Source organism: Streptococcus sp. 1001283B150225_161107_H12, assembly GCF_015552665.1.
Taxonomy (GTDB): Bacteria; Bacillota; Bacilli; order Lactobacillales; family Streptococcaceae; genus Streptococcus.
In genome coordinates this window covers 64,333-85,945 of the sequence record NZ_JADNFC010000007.1, presented here as the reverse complement: position 1 = coordinate 85,945, position 21,613 = coordinate 64,333, and the positions used below count along the sequence as shown (strand labels likewise).

At 42.9% G+C, this 21,613-nt stretch carries 19 protein-coding genes and 1 other RNA gene; 3 read left to right on the top strand and 17 right to left on the bottom strand.

Annotated features, from left to right (window positions below; translation table 11 throughout):
- Positions 1-43: 43 nt before the first annotated feature.
- The 11 genes from I2C87_RS09280 to I2C87_RS09230 form a co-directional block, all read right to left on the bottom strand.
- Positions 44-676: a response regulator transcription factor gene (locus tag I2C87_RS09280; protein WP_195324727.1), complete on the bottom strand. Its 633-nt coding sequence runs from the start codon at positions 674-676 to the stop codon at positions 44-46.
- Positions 654-1,673 (bottom strand): sensor histidine kinase, encoded by a 1,020-nt coding sequence (locus tag I2C87_RS09275; RefSeq protein ID WP_048691922.1) that lies wholly within the window; start codon positions 1,671-1,673, stop codon positions 654-656. Before I2C87_RS09275 ends, I2C87_RS09280 begins: the two co-directional genes overlap by 23 nt.
- A complete protein-coding gene (gene liaF, locus I2C87_RS09270) occupies positions 1,670-2,365 on the bottom strand; it encodes a cell wall-active antibiotics response protein LiaF (RefSeq protein WP_048691924.1) in 696 nt (231 codons plus the stop codon). The genes I2C87_RS09275 and liaF overlap by 4 nt, the downstream gene beginning before the upstream one ends.
- 130 nt (positions 2,366-2,495) lie before the next feature.
- Entirely contained in the window at positions 2,496-4,367 is a 1,872-nt protein-coding gene (gene pknB, locus I2C87_RS09265) for a Stk1 family PASTA domain-containing Ser/Thr kinase (RefSeq protein WP_195324725.1), read from the bottom strand.
- Positions 4,364-5,104, bottom strand: coding sequence for a Stp1/IreP family PP2C-type Ser/Thr phosphatase (locus tag I2C87_RS09260; RefSeq protein ID WP_048715296.1), 741 nt, complete (start codon positions 5,102-5,104; stop codon positions 4,364-4,366). Before I2C87_RS09260 ends, pknB begins: the two co-directional genes overlap by 4 nt.
- Before the next feature lie 21 nt (positions 5,105-5,125).
- Positions 5,126-6,439 (bottom strand): 16S rRNA (cytosine(967)-C(5))-methyltransferase RsmB, encoded by a 1,314-nt coding sequence (gene rsmB, locus I2C87_RS09255; protein ID WP_048715294.1) that lies wholly within the window; start codon positions 6,437-6,439, stop codon positions 5,126-5,128.
- On the bottom strand, positions 6,429-7,364 hold the full coding sequence (gene fmt, locus I2C87_RS09250) for a methionyl-tRNA formyltransferase (RefSeq protein ID WP_195324723.1): 936 nt from the start codon (positions 7,362-7,364) through the stop codon (positions 6,429-6,431). Before fmt ends, rsmB begins: the two co-directional genes overlap by 11 nt.
- 11 nt (positions 7,365-7,375) lie before the next feature.
- Positions 7,376-9,766: a primosomal protein N' gene (locus tag I2C87_RS09245; RefSeq protein WP_195324721.1), complete on the bottom strand. Its 2,391-nt coding sequence runs from the start codon at positions 9,764-9,766 to the stop codon at positions 7,376-7,378.
- A gap of 62 nt (positions 9,767-9,828) precedes the next feature.
- Positions 9,829-10,143: a DNA-directed RNA polymerase subunit omega gene (gene rpoZ, locus I2C87_RS09240; protein ID WP_006596845.1), complete on the bottom strand. Its 315-nt coding sequence runs from the start codon at positions 10,141-10,143 to the stop codon at positions 9,829-9,831.
- A gap of 28 nt (positions 10,144-10,171) precedes the next feature.
- Entirely contained in the window at positions 10,172-10,801 is a 630-nt protein-coding gene (gene gmk, locus I2C87_RS09235; protein ID WP_006596846.1) for a guanylate kinase, read from the bottom strand.
- Positions 10,802-11,011: 210 nt separating this feature from the next.
- Complete coding sequence (locus tag I2C87_RS09230; protein WP_048715288.1) at positions 11,012-12,619, bottom strand: ribonuclease Y; 1,608 nt, start codon at positions 12,617-12,619, stop codon at positions 11,012-11,014.
- 270 nt (positions 12,620-12,889) lie between these two features.
- On the opposite strand from I2C87_RS09230, the gene I2C87_RS09225 reads away from it, so the two are divergent.
- Positions 12,890-13,372, top strand: coding sequence for an S-ribosylhomocysteine lyase (locus tag I2C87_RS09225; protein WP_006596848.1), 483 nt, complete (start codon positions 12,890-12,892; stop codon positions 13,370-13,372).
- A gap of 44 nt (positions 13,373-13,416) precedes the next feature.
- Here I2C87_RS09225 and I2C87_RS09220 read toward each other — a convergent pair whose 3' ends face one another.
- From I2C87_RS09220 to I2C87_RS09200, 5 genes are all read right to left on the bottom strand, one after another.
- Entirely contained in the window at positions 13,417-14,856 is a 1,440-nt protein-coding gene (locus I2C87_RS09220) for a cell division site-positioning protein MapZ family protein (RefSeq protein ID WP_195324719.1), read from the bottom strand.
- Positions 14,853-16,025, bottom strand: a complete 1,173-nt coding sequence (locus tag I2C87_RS09215; protein ID WP_195324717.1) for a THUMP domain-containing class I SAM-dependent RNA methyltransferase — start codon at positions 16,023-16,025, stop codon at positions 14,853-14,855. The genes I2C87_RS09220 and I2C87_RS09215 overlap by 4 nt, the downstream gene beginning before the upstream one ends.
- 64 nt (positions 16,026-16,089) lie before the next feature.
- An RNA gene (gene rnpB, locus I2C87_RS09210) (RNase P RNA component class B) lies at positions 16,090-16,455 on the bottom strand.
- Between the two features lie 22 nt (positions 16,456-16,477).
- Complete coding sequence (gene gpsB / locus I2C87_RS09205) at positions 16,478-16,822, bottom strand: cell division regulator GpsB (RefSeq protein WP_006597079.1); 345 nt, start codon at positions 16,820-16,822, stop codon at positions 16,478-16,480.
- A 69-nt stretch (positions 16,823-16,891) separates the two neighbouring features.
- Entirely contained in the window at positions 16,892-17,419 is a 528-nt protein-coding gene (locus I2C87_RS09200; protein ID WP_195324691.1) for a DUF1273 domain-containing protein, read from the bottom strand.
- A 66-nt stretch (positions 17,420-17,485) separates the two neighbouring features.
- On the opposite strand from I2C87_RS09200, the gene recU reads away from it, so the two are divergent.
- Together recU and pbp1a are read left to right on the top strand one after the other, a co-directional pair.
- Positions 17,486-18,079 carry a Holliday junction resolvase RecU gene (gene recU / locus I2C87_RS09195; RefSeq protein ID WP_195324689.1) on the top strand — a complete coding sequence of 198 codons (594 nt, stop codon included), beginning with the start codon at positions 17,486-17,488 and terminating at the stop codon, positions 18,077-18,079.
- Positions 18,080-20,197, top strand: a complete 2,118-nt coding sequence (gene pbp1a, locus I2C87_RS09190) for a penicillin-binding protein PBP1A (protein WP_195324687.1) — start codon at positions 18,080-18,082, stop codon at positions 20,195-20,197.
- A 61-nt stretch (positions 20,198-20,258) separates the two neighbouring features.
- Here the strand turns inward: pbp1a and pepC are convergent, their stop codons facing one another.
- A complete protein-coding gene (gene pepC, locus I2C87_RS09185; protein WP_129270659.1) occupies positions 20,259-21,596 on the bottom strand; it encodes an aminopeptidase C in 1,338 nt (445 codons plus the stop codon).
- Positions 21,597-21,613: the final 17 nt, after the last annotated feature.

Below are 21,613 nucleotides of genomic sequence, written 5' to 3'. Positions count from 1 at the left end.
TGGGTCTCCATTCAGTATGCTGTCTATTATAGCATGTTTTTGACTAAAAATCTTCCTGAGAAACCAAGTGATGCTGGAAGGCATAGACCACTGCCTGAGTACGGTCGCTCACTTCTAATTTTGACAAAATATTCGACACATGGGTCTTGACCGTTTTTAATGAAATGAATAACTCATCGGCAATCCGTTGATTTTCATATCCCTTGGTTAGCAAAGCCAAGATATCTCGTTCACGCGCGGTCAAGTCATCATGGAGTTCCACGTGGTTCTTCCGATACTCTACTTTTTGGCTGACCTCTGTCTCAATTGCTAACTCTCCCTGTTCCACCTTGCGAATACCCCGTAAAATTTCCTCTGCACTGGACGTTTTGAGCATGTAGCCCTTGGCACCCGCATCCAAGACAGGATAGATTTTTTCATTGTCCAAATAGGATGTTAGGATCAATATTTTTGCATCTGGCCACTCCTTTAGGATTGCAAGTGTCGCTTCAATCCCGGTCATATGGGGCATGACAATATCCATAATGATGACATCTGGTCGCTCTTGTAAGGCTAACTCTACACCTGCTTGACCATCACTGGCTTCTAGGACTTGATCAATCCCATCTTGCATACTTAAATAGCTTTTCAAGCCTAATCGGACCATTTCATGATCATCTACTAGTAATAATTTCATCATCTTCTCCTTCTACTAACGGCACTTTAATATCAATAGCCACTCCCTTTTTGGGACTGGTCAAAATCTTAATTCTTCCTGCCATGTCATCTACTCGATCCTGAATATTCTTCATACCGTAACTTAGTTCACCCAAAGATTCTGGATCAAACCCCACTCCATCATCTGCTAATTTGAGATGGAGAGATTGTTCTGTTTGCAACAGATAAACATCCAAGCGCTTCGCATGGGCATGTTTTAGTGTATTGCTCACTACTTCTTGTACAATTCGAAAAATATGCTCTTCAATAGTTTTTGGTAACTTTTGAACATCGTGTTCAAAATAAACTTCTAAATTACTCTTTTCTTGTAGTTCTCTAAAAATCACCTGAAGACCTTCTACCAAGTTTCGACCTTCTAATTCTGTCGGCCGCAGGTGTAATAAGAGAATCCGCAAATCATTTTGAGCGGTGTTTAGAATTTCTGTGACCCCCTTCAACTGTTGCCCTACTTTAGGGAGTTGAAGAACTTGATCCTGACTGGCTACACCAGACAAAATCATATTAGCTGCAAATAATTCTTGGCTCACCGTATCATGGAGATCTCGAGCAATTCGCCTGCGTTCTCTCTCCACAATCTCTTCTTCATTTTGCATGACTCGATTTTCTGTTCGTTGTAAATTTTCTGTCAGGCGTTTGAGCTTGCGATCCAAGCGTTGAAACTCTTCATTAATCTCTTTGTTTTCTCCGAGTTTTAGCTTCTTGCCTTCTAGCAAATTTCTCAGGTTTTTTTGGACGGTGTTCATGATTGTAAATTGAATCAATTTTATCAATAGAATCATCAAAATAGTCAGAGCAACCGTCAAGCCAAAGCCGATAAACAGAAAAGCACGCAGTTTGGATAAATCTTCCAATAGATAAGTCCACTGAAAGTCGAAAAGACCAAAAATAGAATGGATAATAACAGCTAGAATTAAGACCGTATAAAGGAAGATTAAAAGATAGTCTGTTCGTTTCATCCTCTGACGACCTCCACATCTCCTACAATCCCCGCAATAACAAGCTTCACTGTTCGATGGGAACTGCGATAATTTGGCGTCTCCATGCTAACTGTCTCATTTCTCAATTTCCTAGGTTTTTGAGAGAAGAGGCGCAATTCTCCATATAAGGTATTCACCTGCAAGCTCAGCTCCACATCCACCGGTAAAATAATTTTCGTATTGCCAAACATCTTTCTCATGATGATGACATTGTCATGATTCACAACAATCACTTCGTCTAAATGGATCGTATCCCGCCCCACTAAACGAGTAATCGTTAAATCACGAAAATGGCAGTTTACCTTTGAAAAATGATGCAGATCCCCAATCCAAGGCGTTTTCTCTTGTCGGATTTCTACATCTTCCTCATAATCTATCTTCACTTCTTCGTTTTCACGGTAAAAATAGGGATAAGCCACCAGCATGGCATAGACGACGGCAAACAAAAGCGCAGCGATGACATAAGGATTTAACATGACAATAAAAAACAGCAGAATGCTGGATGCCACTAAAAGAAAGTTACTCCGCTGTTTTCCGATGTAATAATATAATAGAAGCAAGCACAGAACCACGATTAGGACGATACGAGATATATTTCCCGCTAAAATAGTGATTGCAGCCATGGTGAGTAACAAAGCTTCGACAAACACAAACAATTGAATCTTCCACATAATTGAACCTCTCTATTCTATTTTATCAAAATTCTATAGGATTCGCTTCCGCCTCTAGAAGGATTCATTCCAACTCTCTCTTTACTAAAAAAACCAGACCAATGGGGTCTGGTTTTATAAGGTCATCATGTTAAGATTCTGGTTCAGTAGTAGCCGAAGGTTCCGTATTGGAATGGGATTCTACTGTTGTAGAGGTTGAACTTTCTGATGAACTACTTGAAGCTTTCGTGCTACTTGATGGTTCCGTCTTCGGTTCGTATACAGTCAAGACAATGCGAGTCTTTTTAATATCGATGCTCGATTGAGCTTCTGGAGTCTGACTCACAATATGACCTGGTAAGACTTCTACTCCGTCCGGCAGATGCGATGTAGTCTTCCGTTCAATATTTGCTTCCTTCACCCCGTAGATCTGAACGAGATTAGAGACAGCAAATTCATAATTAGAACCAACATAACTTGGTAACTCGATCGAATTACTTTCCTTCGATACTTTCAGAACAACCTTGGTATTAGAAGTCAAATCATATTTTTGACCAGCAGTAGGAGATTGCTCAAGCACAATTCCTGGCTCCACTTCATCGGTCTCGACTTCTTCAATCGAAATCAGCTTGCTAGACAGCTTATAGTTATTTTTCAGGTCATTTTCAGCATCTTCTCTAGACATTTTTATATAGTTCGGCATGTCAAAGGTGCTTGGTCCTTTCGAGACAACCAAATCAACCTTGCTGTTTTCTTTTTTCTGAGCTCCTGCATTTGGATTGGTACGGATTACATAACCCTCCAGCACCGAATCACTGTATTCTTCTTTTTCGTCTCCCACTTGAAGATCCTGATCTTCAATGATAGCACGCGCTTCTGCTACTGTTTTTCCAGATACATCCGGCACTGTTTTGTTGGCTGGACTCATATAAAGAAGAAAGGCAAAGGCAGCTAGTACCAAAGCTAGGGCGACAAACAAGACCTTGTAGCGCGTCCGCAAACGACGACGTGGCTTATTTTTTGGAGAAACTGGAGCTGTTCGATCCTCTGAAGCCACTGGTCGGTCCTCATGAACTGTAGGACGAGCCTCTGATGTTGGAAGTGGAGCCGGTTTTGGAACCACATTCACCTTTGGTAGGGTCTTAGTATCCGCTTTTGAAGCGTCATCAAAGACTAATTTTTTCTCATTACGGCGTTCATAAGATAGACAACTTGACAAGTCGACATACATTTCAGCTACCGACTTATAGCGATCGGATAGTTTCTTTGCTGTGGCCTTAATCACCACATTTTCCAAAGCCTGCGGAACATTTTTGTTCTCTTCAATGATGGACGGAAGTGGTTTTTGGAAATGTTGGAGCGCAATGGTCACTGCACTATCCCCATCATAAGGGATATGACCCGTCAGCATTTCGTAGAAAATGATCCCCATTGCATAGATATCACTTTGAATAGAAGCTTTCGATCCTCTGGCTTGCTCTGGTGATAAATAATGAACCGAACCCAACATAGAGTTGGTCTGGGTGAGACTGGTCTCTGCAAAGGCTACTGCAATCCCAAAGTCAGAAACCTTGGCATTTCCGTCCGATGTTAGAAGGACATTTTGAGGTTTCAAATCACGGTGAATAATGCCTTGCGTGTGCGCCAAGCGCATAGCAAGGAGGATTTGCCCCATCAAGCGAACAGCTTCTTCATTTGAGAGAGGGGCATTTTCTTTGATATAACGTTTCAAGTCCAAACCAGCGACATATTCCATCGCCAAGTATTGCTGGCCATCCTCTTCACCGATATCCGTGATCCGAACGATATTTGGATGATCCAAATCTGCCATCGCTTTGGCCTCTCGTTGAAAGCGTGCAACTGCAATTGGATCTGTTTGGTAATTGGTCCTCAGTACTTTAACTGCAACTTCTTCACCATCTAAGATTAAATCCCGAGCGAGGTAGACATCTGCCATCCCTCCACGCCCGATTTGACGGATTATCTTATATCGCCCGGCAAAAATTTTGCCGATTTGAATCATGCCACATCCTCCTCAGCAAAGTGAATCAGTACAACTGTAATATTGTCCAAACCGCCAGCATTATTCGCAAAGCGAACCAAGGTTTTTGCCTTTTCTTCAACCGATAAATCGCTGACAACGATATCACGGATTTCATCGCCAGAGATCATATTGGTTAATCCATCACTATTAATAACAATGAAATCTCCCGCTTCAACCGTAACCATACCAAAATCCGGTTGCAATTCATCTTTTTGTCCAATGGATTGGGTGATGATATTGCGTTGGGGATGATGAGCTGCCTCTTCTTCCGTAATCTGTCCGGCTTTGAGCAAGGCGTTTACTAAAGAATGGTCACTGGTTAATTGATGGTATTCCCCATTACGCACGAGTCCAATTCGGGAATCCCCTACATGCGCAAATAAGACTTGGTCATCAATAACGGCAACAGCTTCGAGAGTTGTTCCCATTCCTTTATGTTCTTCATCTTGACCAATGCGATGGATCTGCTGGTTTTCTTTTTCCAGATACTCCGCAAACCACTCTCTGACTTCGTTAATGGTGCTGATTTCAGTCGCTACCCAAGCAGCGCCGAGATCGGTAACAGCCATCTCGCTAGCAATATTACCAGCACGATGCCCCCCCATCCCGTCAGCTAGAAAAACCATGGATTTTCCCGCTTTATTTTTATATTGATTTGCATAGTCTTGGTTATTTGTCCGTCTTTGACCTACATCGGTTAAGATAGAAATTTCCATACTGTCCGTATCCTCCTGAGATTACGATATTCTTCGAAAACGACTAATAAAGAAACCGTCGCTTCCATACAATTCTGGTGTAATTAAAATACAGCCATCTTTCAGAATATCTTTTCGTTCATGATCTAATGGCACGAGTTCAAAATTTGGATGGGTTTTTAAAAACTGGTCAACCACATCAAAATTCTCTTCTCCTATAATTGTGCATGTACTGTAGACTATTATACCATCTTTCCGCACACTTTGACAAACTCCATCCAATATTTCCAATTGAATCGCCTGTAGAGACGCAAAGTCAGCATTATCTTTATTGTACTTGATATCTGGCTTACGGCGGATCAAACCAATCCCAGAGCAAGGTGCGTCTACCAAGATTTTATCAAAGGCATCCGCTCCAAAAGCTTCAAAGACCTGGCTGGCATCCAGTTTTTTTGTCTGAATTTTATCTGCAACTCCCAGACGTTCCGCGTTTTCCTGAATTAATTGGAGCTTATGATCGTACAAGTCCAAGGCTGTGATCTTCCCATCGACTAGATAAGAAGCTAGATGGGTGGTCTTGCCCCCAGGTGCTGCACAGGCATCTAATACCTGGTCTGATGGTTGGACCTCTAAAGCCGGAGCGACCAATTGACTGGTCTCATCTTGAATGGTTAATTTCCCTTGTTTGAAGTAATCAGAGCCCGCAAAATAGCCATTCTCCTTTACGAGGGCAGTTGAAGCCAATAAAGAATCCGAAGCCTGCAATTGCTCCTTGATGTCTTTTTTTTGATCCAGATCGACAACACGAACACTAGCCTTGTTGCGAACATAGAGACTCTCAAAAATCGCAATGGCCCGCTGTTCACCATACTCGTCCATCAACTTTTTCACCAACCAAACCGGAAGAGAATAGCGGATTGAAAGTCGTTTGTTGATTCGTTTAATCTGGTCAATTGATGGAAGCTCCTCTCGTAGCATTTTCCGTAAGAGAGCATTGACATATTTTTCACTCCCCTTCTTCCGTTGCTTGGCAAGCTCTACTGCTTCATGGACAACAGCATGGGGAGGAATTTTCTCCAGATAGACGAACTGATAGAGGCTCATCAATAAAAGATGATAGATCCAGGGATCTACTTGGTCCCGATCAGCGACAAAGTGCGATAGATACCATTCCAAGGTTAGTTTGCGTGAAACCGTCCCATAGACGATTTCGGTTACTAGACTTTTATCCACATCTGACAAGGTTGCCTTGCCCAAGGATTTTTTGAGGGCGATATTTGAAAAAGCACCGTCCTGGAAAATCTCTCCTAGAGTAGATAGGGCCACCCCTCGTGCAGTCTGCATCTTATTTACCAAATTGATCACCTACTTGCAGTTGTCGCCCCAAACCATTTAAGAAATCTCCGACAGCCATCTTGGGTTTACCAGCTGGCTGAACAAGGGTCAAGGCTAAGGCTCCCTCACCCGTCGCAACAACGATTTCATTTTTATGGAGAGCTAAAATTTCCCCTGGTTCTCCTTGACCTTCACACGGTTTTGCTTGGTATATCTTAAGGCGTTCACCCTTCCATAGGGTATGGGCAACTGGCCAAGGATACATGCCTCGAACTTGGTTAAAGAGTTCACGGTTGGTCCGTGTCCAATCCAGGCGTTCTTCTTCTGGCTTGATATTTGGAGAGAAGGTGACTTGTTGGGAATCCTGCGGTTGGGGCTTAAGCTCTCCCGCAAGGTAAGCTGGCAGAGTTTCTAAAAGAAGATCCCGGCCAACAAGAGCCAATTTCTCAAATAGGGTTCCCACATTGTCTTCCTCTAAAATAGGGATGGCGCGAGAAGAAATCATATCTCCAGCATCCATCTCTTTGACCATTTCCATGATGGTCACACCAGCTTCTTTATCCCCATTCATGATGGCATAATGAATAGGCGCTCCACCACGGTATTTTGGAAGAAGAGAAGCGTGCACGTTGACAGAAAACTTCATCGCCTCTAACAAACGACTCGGCAAAAACTGTCCAAAGGCTGCTGTGACAATCCCATCTGCTCCCAAAGCCAATAAGTCTTCTAGTTCTTGGCTTCCAGATAGTTTCTCCGGCTGGTAGATTGGCAAGCCCGCTTCTAAAGCCGCTTCTTTTACTGGTGTCATTCGAATTTCTTTTTTACGACCAACTGCTCGATCTGGTTGGGTCACAACGGCTAGAATCTCATAGCGTTCATCAGAAATCAAGCCTTTTAAGACTGTAGCTGAGAAATCAGGCGTTCCCATAAATAGTATTTTTGTCATTTTTTCTCCTTCTACATAAAACTTTGCGGTTCATTGTCAATGCTGACTCGAAGATCTTGATTTTCCCGCTCTTGAGTATAGTCCAAAATCTGATTTAAAACCTGTGGTAAGTGGTCTTCAAACCGGTACTTCAACAGAATCTGGTAATGGAATAGATTATGCGTACGAGCAATCGGTTTTGGCGTTGGTCCCAAGATTTGGACTTGGTCCGATAGCCCTGCTTTCAACAGGTCCATCACCTGATAAGCTTTTTTAACCACGACCTCTTCTTGTTTGTGAGAGAGGGTCAAACCTACCGTGTAATAATAAGGTGGATAACCCAACTGATGACGCACCTTCATTTCATAGGCATAAAACCCTTCATAATCTTGGCGTTTTGCGTATTCAATGGCATAATGATGAGGATTATAGGTCTGGATTAGAACCTGTCCTTCTTTATCCGCACGACCGGCTCGTCCTGCCACCTGGGTTAACAGTTGGAAGGTCCGCTCTGACGAGCGAAAATCAGGCAAATTTAGGGCTGTATCAGCATTGAGGACACCGACTAGCGTTACATTGGGGAAATCCAAGCCCTTGGCAATCATCTGGGTCCCCAGTAAAATATCCGCTTGCCCTTGACCAAACTGGTCCAACAAGGCCTCGTGACTCCCTTTTTTCCGAGTAGTATCAACGTCCATCCGCAGAATACGAGCCTCGGGGAAAATTTCTTGTAGCTCATCGTAGGCCTTCTGGGTCCCCGTCCCGTAATAACGAATCGATCGACTTTGGCAATTAGGGCAGACTGTTGGGATGCCCTTGTGGTAATTACAATAATGGCAATCCATCGTCTTGGTATCCATGTGAAGGGTCAAGGAGATATCACAATTCGGACAGGTATCTACCTGACCGCACTCCCGACACATAACAAAGCTGGAATAACCCCGGCGATTGAGCATGAGGACGACTTGCTCTTTTCGTTGCAGACGTTCTGCTATCGCTTCCAGCAACTTAGGCGTATAGGTTCCGGATTCTTGCTGGCCAATATAATCCCTGAAATCAATCACTTCCACCTCTGGAATACGGGCAAGAGGATTGGCTCGTTGGGTCAATTGAAGAAATTCATAGACTCCTTTTCCTGCACGGGCTCGTGTTTCTAGACTAGGTGTCGCCGACCCCAAGACCAAAACAGCCTGGTGATACTGAGCTCGTAGTAAGGCCACTTCACGCGCATGGTAGCGAGGATTGCTATCTTGTTTATAGGTAGCCTCATGTTCTTCATCGATAATAATGGCCCCTAGGTTCTTCAGAGGTGCAAAGATAGCAGACCGCGCTCCTACGACCACTTGAGCTTCTCCACGTTCAACACGTCTCCACTCATCGTATTTTTCACCGTTGGATAGACCTGAATGAAGGATGGCCACTCGATCCCCAAAGCGAGAAATGAAGCGATCCGTCACTTGAGGCGTCAAGGAAATTTCGGGAACCAACATAATAGCTGTTTTTCCCTTTTCTAGCACCTCTTGGATGATTTGGAGATAAACCTCTGTCTTCCCACTTCCTGTCACTCCTTCTAGCAAAAAAGGTTTGGAAGGTTGCCCTATTTTGCTGGTTACCGCTTGAACGGCTCGTTCTTGTTCAGCATTTAAAACCAAGGCCTCTGTCGACTCTTTGTCTTTAAAGTAGGCAGCCGCACGATTGACTTCTTTCTCAAAAATCAGTAAGGCTCCCTGATCGATGAAATAGTTCACAACTGGACGAGAGAATTCCGCCAATAAATCACTCAAAGGCGCATCCACTTCTTGACCTTGGACAAAGTCTCGCAAGGCCAAGCGCTTTTTGGCATTCTTGGCGATTTCCAAATTTTCAAGTAGGTGATGATTTACTCGATACCATTTTTCTGTTTTGATATGTTTACGATCCACTGCTTGGTATTCTACTTCCAACTCTCCTTTACGAGTCAGTCGCATCATTCGTGCTTGTGCATCAATATCCAAAGAAGAAAAGGCCAAGCTGGTCGCTGTTCCAAAAATGTCTTCTCGATCCTCTGGCGATAACAATTCTGTCGGATGGAGAATTTTGTCATAGGAAGAATTTAAAACACTCGGTAGCATGGCTTTCAAGAGGGTGATTTTGTAGGCAAAAACCGTCTTTCGCAACTGATCTGCCAGCCAAAATTGCTCCTCTCCTAGAACTGGTTGGTAGTCTAAGACCTCCACGATACTTTTCAATTCTTGGTCTTGAGCTGCTGGAGTGGTCTGTTCAAGGCCAACCACAATCCCTTGAATGAGCCGATTTCCCTTTCCAAAGGGAACATGCACCCGCATTCCTTTTTCCAAGAACGGAGAAAACTCTTCTGGTACTTGGTAACTATAGGGTTTGTCTGTTTGCATCAAGGGAACATCAACGATAACTTGTGCCAGCATGCTTTCACCTCCTTCCTGTCCTAGCGCTAAATAGCAAAAAATAAGATTGAGCGAACCCAACCTTAAATTTTTTCACCATCTTCTTTTTCTTTCGCGATTTGTTCTTTAATTTTACGCTCTTCTTCTTCTTTACGCAAGCGTTCTGCTTCGATTCGACGACGAACAGCTTCACGCTTAGCTTCTGGATCTGGGTGAATCACCACATTTCCTGATTCAATCTCTTCCAAGGCACGCAAGGTAGATTTTACTGATTGAAATTCTTGAGTAGGAGTTGCACCACTCTCTAACTCATGAGCTCGTTTGGCTTCAAGAATAACCAAAGAGTATTTTGACGGTACTTTATCCAACAATGTGTCAATGGATGGTTTTAACATCATAATCTTTTTACCTAATTCCTATTCTAAATTATCGTACCACTTGAGTGGCTTTGGGAAGCATTTCTTGGTAGTGTCCAATGACCCGATCAACACGGAAATGTTCTGCCTCAATCACACGTTTAACACGTTCTGCAGCCAAAGGTACTTGATCGTTGACAATGGCATAATCGTACTCACGCATGAGGGCAATTTCTTCTTTTGCTTTTTCAATCCGCTGGGCAATGACTTCCGCACTGTCTGTGCCACGTCCAACCAGACGGTCTTGCAATTCATCCAAATCTGGAGGAGTTAAGAAAATAAAGACGGCATCTGGTACCTTTTTCTTGACCTGCAAAGCCCCTTGAACCTCGATTTCAAGGAAAACATCGATCCCTTTATCGAGGGTTTCGTTCACATAGGTCAAGGGAGTCCCATAGTAATTGCCAACATATTCAGCATATTCGAGCATTTGACCTTGACGAATCAATTCCTCAAATTCTTCACGTGTCCGGAAGAAATAATCTACTCCGTCCACTTCACCTGGACGTTGTGCACGTGTTGTCATCGATACTGAGTATTGAAATTGATTATCTGAGCTTTCAAAAATCTCACGTCTAACCGTTCCTTTCCCAACACCTGAGGGCCCTGAGAAAACGATTAATAATCCTCGATCCGCCATTTTGTCTCCTTCGCTGTCTTTCTATCTAGTGTAACAAAAATAGAAAGATTTTTCAACAGATTTTTCCTTGAGGCAATGCCCTAACCACTTCTCTACCAATGAACCATTTCATCTGTGCCACCCCATTTTTAACACGACTCACAAAAAAATAGCCAACTAAGGTTGTTCCACCTTCGCTGACTATCTTTTATATATGGCTTTTAACAAGCTCTATTTTGCATAATCAATAGCACGTAATTCACGAATAACGGTTACCTTGATGTTACCAGGGTACTCCAAGTTGGACTCAATCTTCTCACGGATATCATGAGCCAAGATGGTCAACTTATCATCCTTGACTTCTTCAGGGCTGACCATAATTCGAATTTCACGACCTGCTTGCAAGGCAAAGCTGGTCTTAACTCCCTCAAAGCCATTTGCAATTTCTTCAAGGTCTTGCAGGCGTTTGATGTAGCTTTCAAGAGACTCGCTCCGGGCACCTGGACGCGCTGCACTCAAGGCATCCGCTGCTGCAACAATAACTGCGATGACGCTTTCTGGTTCAACATCACCATGGTGACTAGCAATCGTATTGACAACAACTGGATGCTCTTTGTATTTACGAGCTAATTCAGTACCAATTTCTACGTGGCTACCTTCTACCTCACGGTCGATGGCTTTACCAATATCATGAAGGAAACCAGCTCGACGAGCCAAGGTAGCATTTTCACCAAGCTCACTAGCAATAATACCAGATAACTTAGCAACCTCAATGGAGTGACGCAAGACGTTCTGTCCATAAGAAGTTCTGAATTGCAAGCGTCCCATAATCTTCATCAAATCAGGATGTAGATTTGGTGCGCCAATTTCATAGGCTGCTGCTTCACCATATTCACGAATCCGTTGGTCAATTTCCAAACGGTTCTTCTCTACCAACTCTTCAATCCGAGCTGGATGGATGCGACCATCTTTCAAGAGACTTTCCATGGTCATTCGTGCGATTTCCCGACGAATCGGATCAAATGCAGACAGGGTGACTACTTCTGGAGTGTCATCAATAATCACATCCACACCTGTCAAGCTTTCGAAGGTTCGGATATTTCGACCTTCGCGACCAATAATCCGGCCCTTCATTCCATCATCTGGTAAATGAACCGTTGAGTTGGTCTGTTCTGCCACAAAATCCCCAGCCATCCGTTGCATGGCTTGAACCAGGATATCTTTTGCAACTTTATCTGAACGTTCTTTCACTTCCACTTCTGCTTCTCGAATTCGAGTCGCAATCTCTTTGGAAAGTCGTTCTTCTGTTTGCGTTAAGATAATATCACGTGCTTCCGATTGAGTCAGAGAAGCAATTTTTTCTAATTCTTCTTCTTTCTTCTTTTCTAGCTCATGTAATTGTTCTTCACGCGCATCAATGTGTTTAGTTCTATCTGAAAGACTTTGCTCTTTTTGTTCAAGAGCTTGCTCTTTGCTCGTAAGATTGTCATCTTTGCGATCAAGATTATTCGAACGTTCCGCTAAGCGGGTTTCTAATTGTTTTAATTCTTGACGCTCTGACTTAAACTCAGCATCGACTTCTTCTCGATATTTTCTGGCTTCTTCCTTTGCCTCCAAAAGTGCTTCTTTTTTAAGTGAACTAGACTCGTGCTTAGCTTCTTTCAAAATCAAATCAGCTTCGCGCTCTGCCTGTCCACGTAAATTCGTTGCTTCTTGTTCAGCATTTAAAAGAGTAAGTTCTGCAGCCTCTTTCGATGCTTTCATCTTGACTGAGATCCCTACATATCCAATGACTAAACCAATGATTGCGGCAAAAACAATTGCAATTCCAAATTCCATGTTTTTACCCCTAATCTAATGAATAGTTGAATTAAAAAATTCTTTATTATTTTATCATATTTTTACAAAATTAACAAACAAATTTTCTAGCGAAAACTAATCTATTTCTGCTATTATTCTAATGCTTCTTTCCCTTGATTCTAACGGGAAAACACCCTAAAAACAAGCTTCTGAATCTTATTTCAACGGCTACTTGCCTCTCTCTTCTCTTATGTTTTCATCCACTGACAATTGTGCTATAATCAAGAAAAAAGAAATTGAGGAAGATACATGACGAAAGAAGTTATTGTGGAAAGTTTTGAATTGGACCATACTGCTGTAAAAGCCCCTTACGTCCGCCTAATCGGAGAGGAAACTGGACCAAAAGGAGATGTCATCTCAAACTACGATATCCGCTTGGTTCAACCAAATGAAGACTCTATCCCGACTGCTGGTTTACATACAATTGAGCATCTATTAGCTATGTTGATCCGTAAACGCATTGATGGCATGATCGATTGTTCCCCATTTGGGTGTCGTACTGGATTTCATATGATTATGTGGGGACAGCACGATCCAAAAACCATTGCACAAGTCATTAAATCCTCCCTAGAGGAAATTGCTGAAGCGACTAGCTGGGAAGACGTCCCAGGAACGACGATTGAATCTTGCGGAAACTATAAAGATCACAGCCTCTTTTCTGCCAAAGAGTGGTGCAAATTGATTCTCGAACAAGGTATTTCTGACGATCCATTTACACGTCATATCGTATAAAAAAACAAAAGACTTCTCTTTCAAAGAGAAGTCTTTTTTAATTCTTAATAATCCAATGCATCGGAATGGCCTTTTCCGTTTCCGACAAAGTAGCCTGTTTTAGCATTGATACTAAACAAATAAGTTCCATCTGGCTTAAAGAGGTTGTAATAACCATTGCCGTTGATGATATTCACGCGTTCCAAGATGTATTGATCTCCAACGATATGACCACGTTCCCGAGCAATCTTCAGAACTTTCTCCAAAATACCAGGGTTAAAGGTCCATGCAGGATTGTTTACATCGTCAAGCGCTGCTTGGTTGTATGGCACTCGGCTCAAGTTTCGTTGAAGAGGCACACCGGTACTTTGAAGACCGAAGCCAGAATAACCTGGATTCACTCCGCCTGTCGTGTTGCCTTCAGTAGCTGGGGCTGGAGTCGGAGCTGGACTGATAACCGTTCCAGAAGAAGCTACACTTCCTCCGGTAGCACTGCCTCCACCATCTGTCACAGGTGCTGGAGTGGCAACTTGTTGTGATCGTCCTTGAGCTGCAGCATCTTTCAACAATTGGTTCAACTGTGTATTAGCTGTTGACGCATCTGAAAAGACTGCATCACTCTTTACCTGCGCCTTGGTATCAATGGCCCCATCCTTAATAACTGGGCTGGTAAACTGAGAGTTTACTGTTTGAATAGCAGAAACCTGCTTCACCAATTCATCGTATTTACTCTTGGCTGCATCGTATTCCTTGGTATCTTTCAATTTTTCTAAACTAGCTTTTAGTTTTTCCAAATTACCAAAAGAATCATTTTTCAACTTCGTCTGCGTGTCATCTGTAAAGAAAGCTGCATACTGATCGTTAAAATCCTTCAGCAAAGCCTCTGTATTCGCGCTCGTTGAGGAAGAAGAACTAGAGGACTTCTTGCTAGATGAGCTAGTAGAAGAGACCACTGTCGTTTCCCCTTTAGACTGGTTACGGATCCATTGATAAGACAACCAACTAGCCGTAGCAACTGCTGTCAGAGCTAAAGCTGAAAACAAAATTGGTTTGACCCGGCTTTTTTTCGGTTCTTCAGGAATCTCAATTTCTTCATCCACATATGGTTCTGTTGGCTCTGGACCAAACTTAATTTTTGCAGGGCGTTCCCCAGGAATTGGATCTGGAATGCGAGTAGACGCGCCTTCTTTTTGACCTGCTTCAGCCGGTACTGCTTCTTTCACTGGCTCTTCACTTGGAATCGGGTCCGCCGCATCCACAGTGGCTGCTTCCTCTGCCTCAGCCAACATTTCCTTTTGCATGACGATGGTATCAAACTTGTGAGCTTCGATTTCGTCACGGTGCTGTTTGATGTATTTATCAAGGACATTGTCTGTTTCCTTGACGCCTGCTTCGATTTCTTCAGCTTTGCGGTTCGCTTGGCCAATCGTCATCTCTTTGGCGTCCTTAAAATCAAGAACTGACTCTGCCTCTTGGCCCAACTGCTGTTTATCTTCTTTTGTCATATGTTTCCTTTCTCACTAGTCGCTTGTCGACGTACTCGTTCCCCAAAGAACTGATACAAGTCAACCTTTAAGGTTCCGTTATATAATTTTCGTTTTTTATCTGCTTGTCGCCCAAATTTTTTCTCAAAATTTTCATCGCTGGTCAGGATAAATTTGCTCCAAGTCTTCAAAGGCTCAAAGACCTCTCCCATCTCAGCGTACAATTTTGTCACCCCTGCATCATCGGATAAGCGTTCACCATACGGTGGATTGGAGATAATGACCCCATTGATCTTATCCGAGCGCAAATCTTGCACCCGCATTTGCTTAAAGGTGATATCGCTCGCAACTCCAGCTTTTTGAGCATTTTCTTTGGCAATCTCAACCATCCGCGCATCGATATCGGTTCCCATGATGTCTAGGACAATGTCCCGATTGATTTTTTTACTAGCCTCTGTGCGAACTTCTTGAATCAGTCGATTATCCACCCAATTCCACTCTTCAAATGAGAAGGTCCGTCTCAAGCCTGGCGCTATCTGGCGAGCCATCATCGCTGCTTCGATACAGAAGGTCCCTGATCCACAAGTCGGATCAACCAAGGGCTTATCTGGATACCAATTAGAAAGTTGAAGAATGGCTGCCGCCATATTTTCCTTAATGGGTGCGCCCCCTTTTTCCGTCCGATAACCACGTTTGAAAAGGCTGCTACCAGTGGTATCGATTAGAATAGTCGCTTGGTCCTTCAAGATGGAAACTTCAATTTTAAATTCCGGTCCATTTTCAATCAATGGAACGCCTTCCGGGCGGGCATAGTGTTTTTGCAACTTTTTAACAACAGCCTTTTTTGAAATCGCTTGTACACTCGGTTCGTTATGCAGTTTGGATTTGACACATTTTGCTTTGGAGATGGGGAAACGCGCTCCTAAAGGGAGGTATTGGTCCCAATCCAAGGCAAAAACTCCTTGAAAAAGTTCTTCAAAGGTACGAGCAGGAAAGGATCCTACGACGATCTTGATTCGGTCTGCAGCCCGCAACCAAAGATTGGTTTCGATGATTGCACGAACATCGCCTTTGAAACGGACTCGTCCATTTTCCACTTGGCAATCGTAGCTGAGCTCTCGTAATTCACGCCCAACCACTGCTTCTAATCCAGCAGCAACTGTCGCAATTAATTCAAATTGTTTTTTCATTTGTTCCTCATTGTTTAAAAAAGGAGGTTGAGATTTCTCTCCCCCTCACCACCTATATGCAATTTTCTATAAGCCATGTTTTGTTCCAGAAATGACTAGGTACCATTTCCTTCGATAATCATCTGTCTACTGTTTCCAGTCAGAATGCAATGTTCGTTTCCATGCATCCCATGCCCCGACCAAAGTTTGGGTTGCTAGCTTGAGGGGTTTACCGCGTTCCACTTTTTAGGTTTCCCTAAAAACTACGTCACTGTGGCACTTTCAGAGCTAGTAGAACTTATCCTAAGACTTAGCCCGTTCGCTCGCCGTAACTTGAAAATCAAGTCCCTAGGCTTATGGATTCACCTAGCACAAACACTACAGGCATCACAGCCTGTGCTAGCATGGACTTTCCTCATGAGAGAAAGCTCTCACGCGATTATCCAAAAATTGCACGATTCATCTTTTATGTCTTAAAAATCACGATCTACGACTTGTTTCCCGAAGACTTCTTTTTCAAGACGATTTAAGCGTTTCAAAATATCGAAGTTTGTCGTAGTAGTGACCTGAGGAAACTCATGCTTTGGAGCAGATTCAGGAACTGATGGACTCGGAGTTGCTTGGCTCGTTTTCTTCGCTAATTCTTCACGGAGCCGAGCATTTTCTTCTTTCAATTCCTTCACTAAGGCAGCATAGGTTTCATAGTCTTTGATGACATCATCCAAAAACTCATTTACCTCAACTTTACTAAATCCACGAACTTCTTTTTTGAAATCTTGATCAAAAATATCTTTCGCAGTAAAAATAATACTTGCCATCATTCTCTCCGTTCTAGTTAATCATAATCATTATATAAAAAATGAGGAGCAAAAATCAAGGTAAATCACTTATTTTTCGTAAATTTTTTCTGCTACTTCATTTAAGTCATCAAAGTTTAATCTTTTGACCTGATACTGATCCATTTCTAGCATCATTTTGTAAAGATATTTGAGATTTGTTTCGTGTTCTGGATCGTAAAATAAATAAGCGCCATCTGTATTTTCTAACAAAAATGTATTGTATTCTTTAAATTGGCCTGGCTGGCTATAAGAGGGATAGGCATACTTGACAAAATCAACCTGCTTAAAGCGACTAAGGAGTTCTTGGTTGGCCTCATTCCAGTTCTCTCCTTGGTTTTCAAACATAAAAATCGTGGCCAACTGTATCTCGTATTCTTTTCTTAATTCCTGGGCAACCTCCAAGGCCCAGGCTTCAAAACCTAGATTACCCGTAAAAATCAGCCACTTGACCCCCTCTTCCAAAAAACGGACTAAATCCCTGCGAATCGCCTCTTTAATAATGGGAAGTCTAGGGTCCTTTGTTGTCAGAATTCCCAATTCAAATGCCTTGTATCCTGTAATCAGTAAACTATTCATTATTTCCCCTCCCTTCTTCATTTTGTGATATAATAGAGTGATGTAATTGTACCAATAAGGAGAATTATGGTCAACTATCCTCACAAACTTAGCAAGAAATCTTCTTCGCCCATCCAGAGGAAGCAAAGTGTAAACTTTGCCAATCGGGGGATGACATTTGAAAAAATGATTAATGAGAGCAATCAGTACTACCTTTCTAGAGGGCTAGCGGTGATTCATAAAAAGCCGACACCCATCCAGATTGTAAAGGTGGACTATCCTCATCGCAGTCGGGCAAAGATTGTGGAAGCTTATTTTCGCCAGGCGTCTACCACAGACTATTCTGGTATTTATAAAGGACACTACATTGATTTTGAAGCAAAAGAGACCCAGCAGAAACAATCCATGCCGATGAAGAACTTTCATCAGCACCAGATTGATCACATGGCTGCGGTCGTCCAACAGGGAGGAATTTGTTTTGTGCTCTTGCATTTTGCAAAGCTCAATGAGACTTATCTACTGCCCGCTCCTTCCTTAATAGACTTTTACAACATCGATCACGGCAGTAAATCTATGCCATTGACCTATATACAGGAAAATGGTTATCGTATCGAGACAGATTGCCTTCCAAGCGTCCCTTATCTCGATATTATCGAACAGAATCTACTAGGCGGTAATTAAATGAACAAACAAACAGTTATCCAGTGGTTAAAATATGCAGCGATTGCGGCTATTTCCTTATTTTTCCTTTTACTTATTCTGGGTGGATTGATATTTGGATACTATGCCTCAAAAGCACCGACTCTTTCTGAGAAAGACCTCATCGCAACGACTTCCAGTAAAATCTATGACAATCAAAACAATCTGATTGCCGACTTGGGTGCTGAAAAACGAATCAACGTAAAAACAAATGAAATCCCAACCGACTTGGTCAATGCGATTGTGGCGATTGAAGACCACCGCTTTTTCAACCACAGAGGGGTCGACTTTATTCGTATTGGAGGAGCCTTCTTCAGTAACCTCCGAGGAGGTCGCCAAGGGGGATCTACTCTTACACAGCAATTGATCAAGCTCACTTACTTCTCTACTTCTTCGTCCGACCAAACCCTATCTCGGAAAATCCAAGAAGCTTGGCTTGCGACACAATTAGAACAAAAAGCCACTAAACAAGAGATTTTGACCTACTACATCAACAAAGTCTACATGTCTAACGGAAACTACGGAATGCAAACAGCTGCTCGTAGCTACTATGCAAAAGACTTGAAGGACCTTTCTCTGCCACAAGTGGCCCTATTGGCCGGAATGCCTCAGGCACCCAACCAATACGACCCTTATACCAATCCGGAAGCTGCACTCCAACGCCGTAATCTGGTTCTTAAAGAAATGTTGGACATGAAGTCCATTACAAACGAACAGTACGAAAGTGCCGTCAATACACCTGTTACAGATGGTTTACAAAGTCTGACAGGCTCAAGCAACTATCCTGCTTATATGGATAACTACCTTAAAGAAGTCATCCAACAAGTCGAAGAAGAGACAGGCTACAATGTCTTGACAACTGGTATGGATGTCTACACCAACGTCGATACCGCAGCTCAAAAACGTCTATGGGATATTTACAACTCTGACGAATATGTCAATTATCCAGATAATGAATTGCAAGTTGCTTCTACTATCATCGACGTGACAAACGGAAAAGTCATTGCTCAGTTGGGATCCCGTCATCAATCATCTAATGTATCCTTCGGTACCAACCAAGCTGTCGAAACGAACCGAGATTGGGGTTCTACAATGAAACCTATCTCAGATTATGCTCCCGCGATTGAACATGAAGAATATAGCTCCACTGGAGTAACCATTCCTGATACACCTTACAACTTCCCTGGTACAAATACGCAAATTTATAACTGGGATAGACAATACTATGGTAATATCAGCATGGTCTATGCTCTCCAACAATCCCGTAACGTTACTGCGGTCCGGGCCCTTGAAAAAGTTGGTTTGAAGAAGGCTAAGAAATTCTTGAGCAGCATCGGAATCGATTATCCAGAAATGGTATATGCAAATGCCATCTCAAGTAATACCAGCGACTCTAGCAACAAATACGGGGCTAGCAGTGAGAAAATGGCCGCTGCTTATGCAACCTTCGCAAATGGCGGTACCTATTACAAGCCACAATATGTGAATCGGGTTGTCTTTAGCGATGGTACAACGAAGAACTTTGAAACCTCTGGAACACGAGTGATGAAAGAAGCCACAGCTTACATGATGACAGATATGTTGAAATCAGTTATCACAGCTGGTTTAGGATACAATGCAAATATCTCTGGTCTTTATCACGCTGGTAAAACAGGTACCTCTAACTATGCCGACAACGAATTAAAAAAACTGACCAAAGACTACAATTACTCAAGTATTGTGACACCTGATGAATCGTTTGTGGGTTACACCACGCAATATTCTATGGCTGTATGGACAGGATATACCAATCGCTTGACTCCAGTCCTAGATGATGGAATCAAAGTCGCGACGGATGTCTACAAACAAATGATGCTGTATTTGTATGAGCAATACGGATCAGGTAGCGAAGACTGGACCCAACCAAGTGGCGTATACCGTAGCGGTTCCTACCTCTATCTTAATAATGGTAAGAACAACTACAATTACTACTATTATGAGCCAAGCTATACAGCTGAAGAAACGAGCGAATCAACAGAAGACAGCTCAAGTTCATCTAGCTCAGAAGAGAATTCTCAACACACAGAATCATCTTCTAAAGAGAATGAGCAAAATCACTAATTAGACCACACTATATTAATAAAACACGATTGTTCTTAAACAATCGTGTTTTTTATGTATATTATTTAGAAGCCAAAGCCCCCATTGGATCCCAAGGAGCTAGGACAATCGGTTCTGCCTCATAAGCAGCCAATTCTTCCGCCGTCAACAGTTCCTTGCGGACGACGATTTGGTAGGTGTATTCGTCCATCCAAGCGTCAGAAGCTACAAAGTAGCCATCTGTTCCGACTTTCTCTCCCCAAGAATTTTCAACCTTCCATTTAAGAGGACGTCCAGCTTCGTCCAAATCTACACCAGTCAAGACCATGGCATGGGTCATGAGACTTTCCGCATAATCCAAACGCCCTGCCTTATCTTGAGTCAGCTGGATATCCATTCCCGCTTCAAAATCGTAGACATCTATCGCAAGGATTCCAGCTTTCCGGTTGCTGACTTGGCCGACATCTGATCCAAACCAAACAGTTTCCCCAGCTTTCATTTGGGCAATGGCCAATTCTTTCAAGCGCTCCATCGGAACGTTGAGGTAGCGAACTTCCCGGCTACCGACCACATTCCCCAGCATCTCAACCGTATAGGACTGGCCATAAGGCTTGTCTGCCGTTGGCGCATTGATAACAGAAACGTAGTCCTCCAACTGAAGATCCACATATTTTTTGTAAAAACTTTGAGGTGTCAAGCCAGACTCTGTGTGGAAGTTATTGTCCTTATCGCGATAAGAGAAACTAAATGTACGAGGGGGCAAGCCCAGTGACATAGCTAAGAAATTAAAGATTTCTTGGAGGAGCTCTTCTTTCTTGCTTTGAACCGTTACTTGATCTGCTCCACTCGCAAGCAATTCGCGTAGGATCTGCGCATCTTGACGCAACAATTTGTTTAAGTAGGTATTGAGCTCCCGGCTATTGCTAGATGAGATAGATTCTGGATAGACAGACTTGGGTACAACCCCATATTTTTCAAAAAGGGAAACGACCATATCCCATTGACCACCATCTTGTTGAGGGGTTTGAAGGAGGAAGGCCACCTTGCGGCTGGTCAAATCCTGGTCCGCTGTCGCAATGATTTGTTCCAAGAACCAGTTGGATTTTTCGTACTTGTCCCAGAAGAAGGTATGAGCTTGAGACAACTCAAAATCCTCTAATTGGAAGCTGGCAATCATTTTATGACGGAAGGTATTCAGAGCCGCAAACATCCAGCAACGACCTGAAGCTTTCTGGTCCGTCACCTTGTCCTTGGTTAAATCAAGAGAAAAGACGGGTGTATTTTCAACTGCACTTTTGCGTGTCTCTAAAGCTGCATGAATCCCATTGTGGGTGATGGCATTTTCAAGAGCCACAAATTTCACATTTGCTTGGTAATTCGCATAGAGTTGATCTGTAAATTCTTGTGTTAATTCTGACATAAGATTCTCCTTTGTAA

Excerpts from the sequence above, each read along its gene's own strand:
- fmt (WP_195324723.1), bottom strand. The coding sequence starts at position 7,364 with ATGACAAAAATACTATTTATGGGAACGCCTGATTTCTCAGCTACAGTC.
- liaF (WP_048691924.1), bottom strand. The coding sequence starts at position 2,365 with ATGTGGAAGATTCAATTGTTTGTGTTTGTCGAAGCTTTGTTACTCACC.
- recU (WP_195324689.1), top strand. The coding sequence starts at position 17,486 with ATGGTCAACTATCCTCACAAACTTAGCAAGAAATCTTCTTCGCCCATC.
- I2C87_RS09230 (WP_048715288.1), bottom strand. The coding sequence starts at position 12,619 with ATGGAATTTGGAATTGCAATTGTTTTTGCCGCAATCATTGGTTTAGTC.
- I2C87_RS09260 (WP_048715296.1), bottom strand. The coding sequence starts at position 5,104 with ATGGAAATTTCTATCTTAACCGATGTAGGTCAAAGACGGACAAATAAC.
- I2C87_RS09275 (WP_048691922.1), bottom strand. The coding sequence starts at position 1,673 with ATGAAACGAACAGACTATCTTTTAATCTTCCTTTATACGGTCTTAATT.
- pbp1a (WP_195324687.1), top strand. The coding sequence starts at position 18,080 with ATGAACAAACAAACAGTTATCCAGTGGTTAAAATATGCAGCGATTGCG.
- I2C87_RS09245 (WP_195324721.1), bottom strand. The coding sequence starts at position 9,766 with ATGCTGGCACAAGTTATCGTTGATGTTCCCTTGATGCAAACAGACAAA.
- pepC (WP_129270659.1), bottom strand. The coding sequence starts at position 21,596 with ATGTCAGAATTAACACAAGAATTTACAGATCAACTCTATGCGAATTAC.
- gmk (WP_006596846.1), bottom strand. The coding sequence starts at position 10,801 with ATGGCGGATCGAGGATTATTAATCGTTTTCTCAGGGCCCTCAGGTGTT.
- rpoZ (WP_006596845.1), bottom strand. The coding sequence starts at position 10,143 with ATGATGTTAAAACCATCCATTGACACATTGTTGGATAAAGTACCGTCA.
- I2C87_RS09220 (WP_195324719.1), bottom strand. The coding sequence starts at position 14,856 with ATGACAAAAGAAGATAAACAGCAGTTGGGCCAAGAGGCAGAGTCAGTT.
- I2C87_RS09225 (WP_006596848.1), top strand. The coding sequence starts at position 12,890 with ATGACGAAAGAAGTTATTGTGGAAAGTTTTGAATTGGACCATACTGCT.
- pknB (WP_195324725.1), bottom strand. The coding sequence starts at position 4,367 with ATGATTCAAATCGGCAAAATTTTTGCCGGGCGATATAAGATAATCCGT.
- I2C87_RS09215 (WP_195324717.1), bottom strand. The coding sequence starts at position 16,025 with ATGAAAAAACAATTTGAATTAATTGCGACAGTTGCTGCTGGATTAGAA.
- gpsB (WP_006597079.1), bottom strand. The coding sequence starts at position 16,822 with ATGGCAAGTATTATTTTTACTGCGAAAGATATTTTTGATCAAGATTTC.
- I2C87_RS09200 (WP_195324691.1), bottom strand. The coding sequence starts at position 17,419 with ATGAATAGTTTACTGATTACAGGATACAAGGCATTTGAATTGGGAATT.
- I2C87_RS09280 (WP_195324727.1), bottom strand. The coding sequence starts at position 676 with ATGAAATTATTACTAGTAGATGATCATGAAATGGTCCGATTAGGCTTG.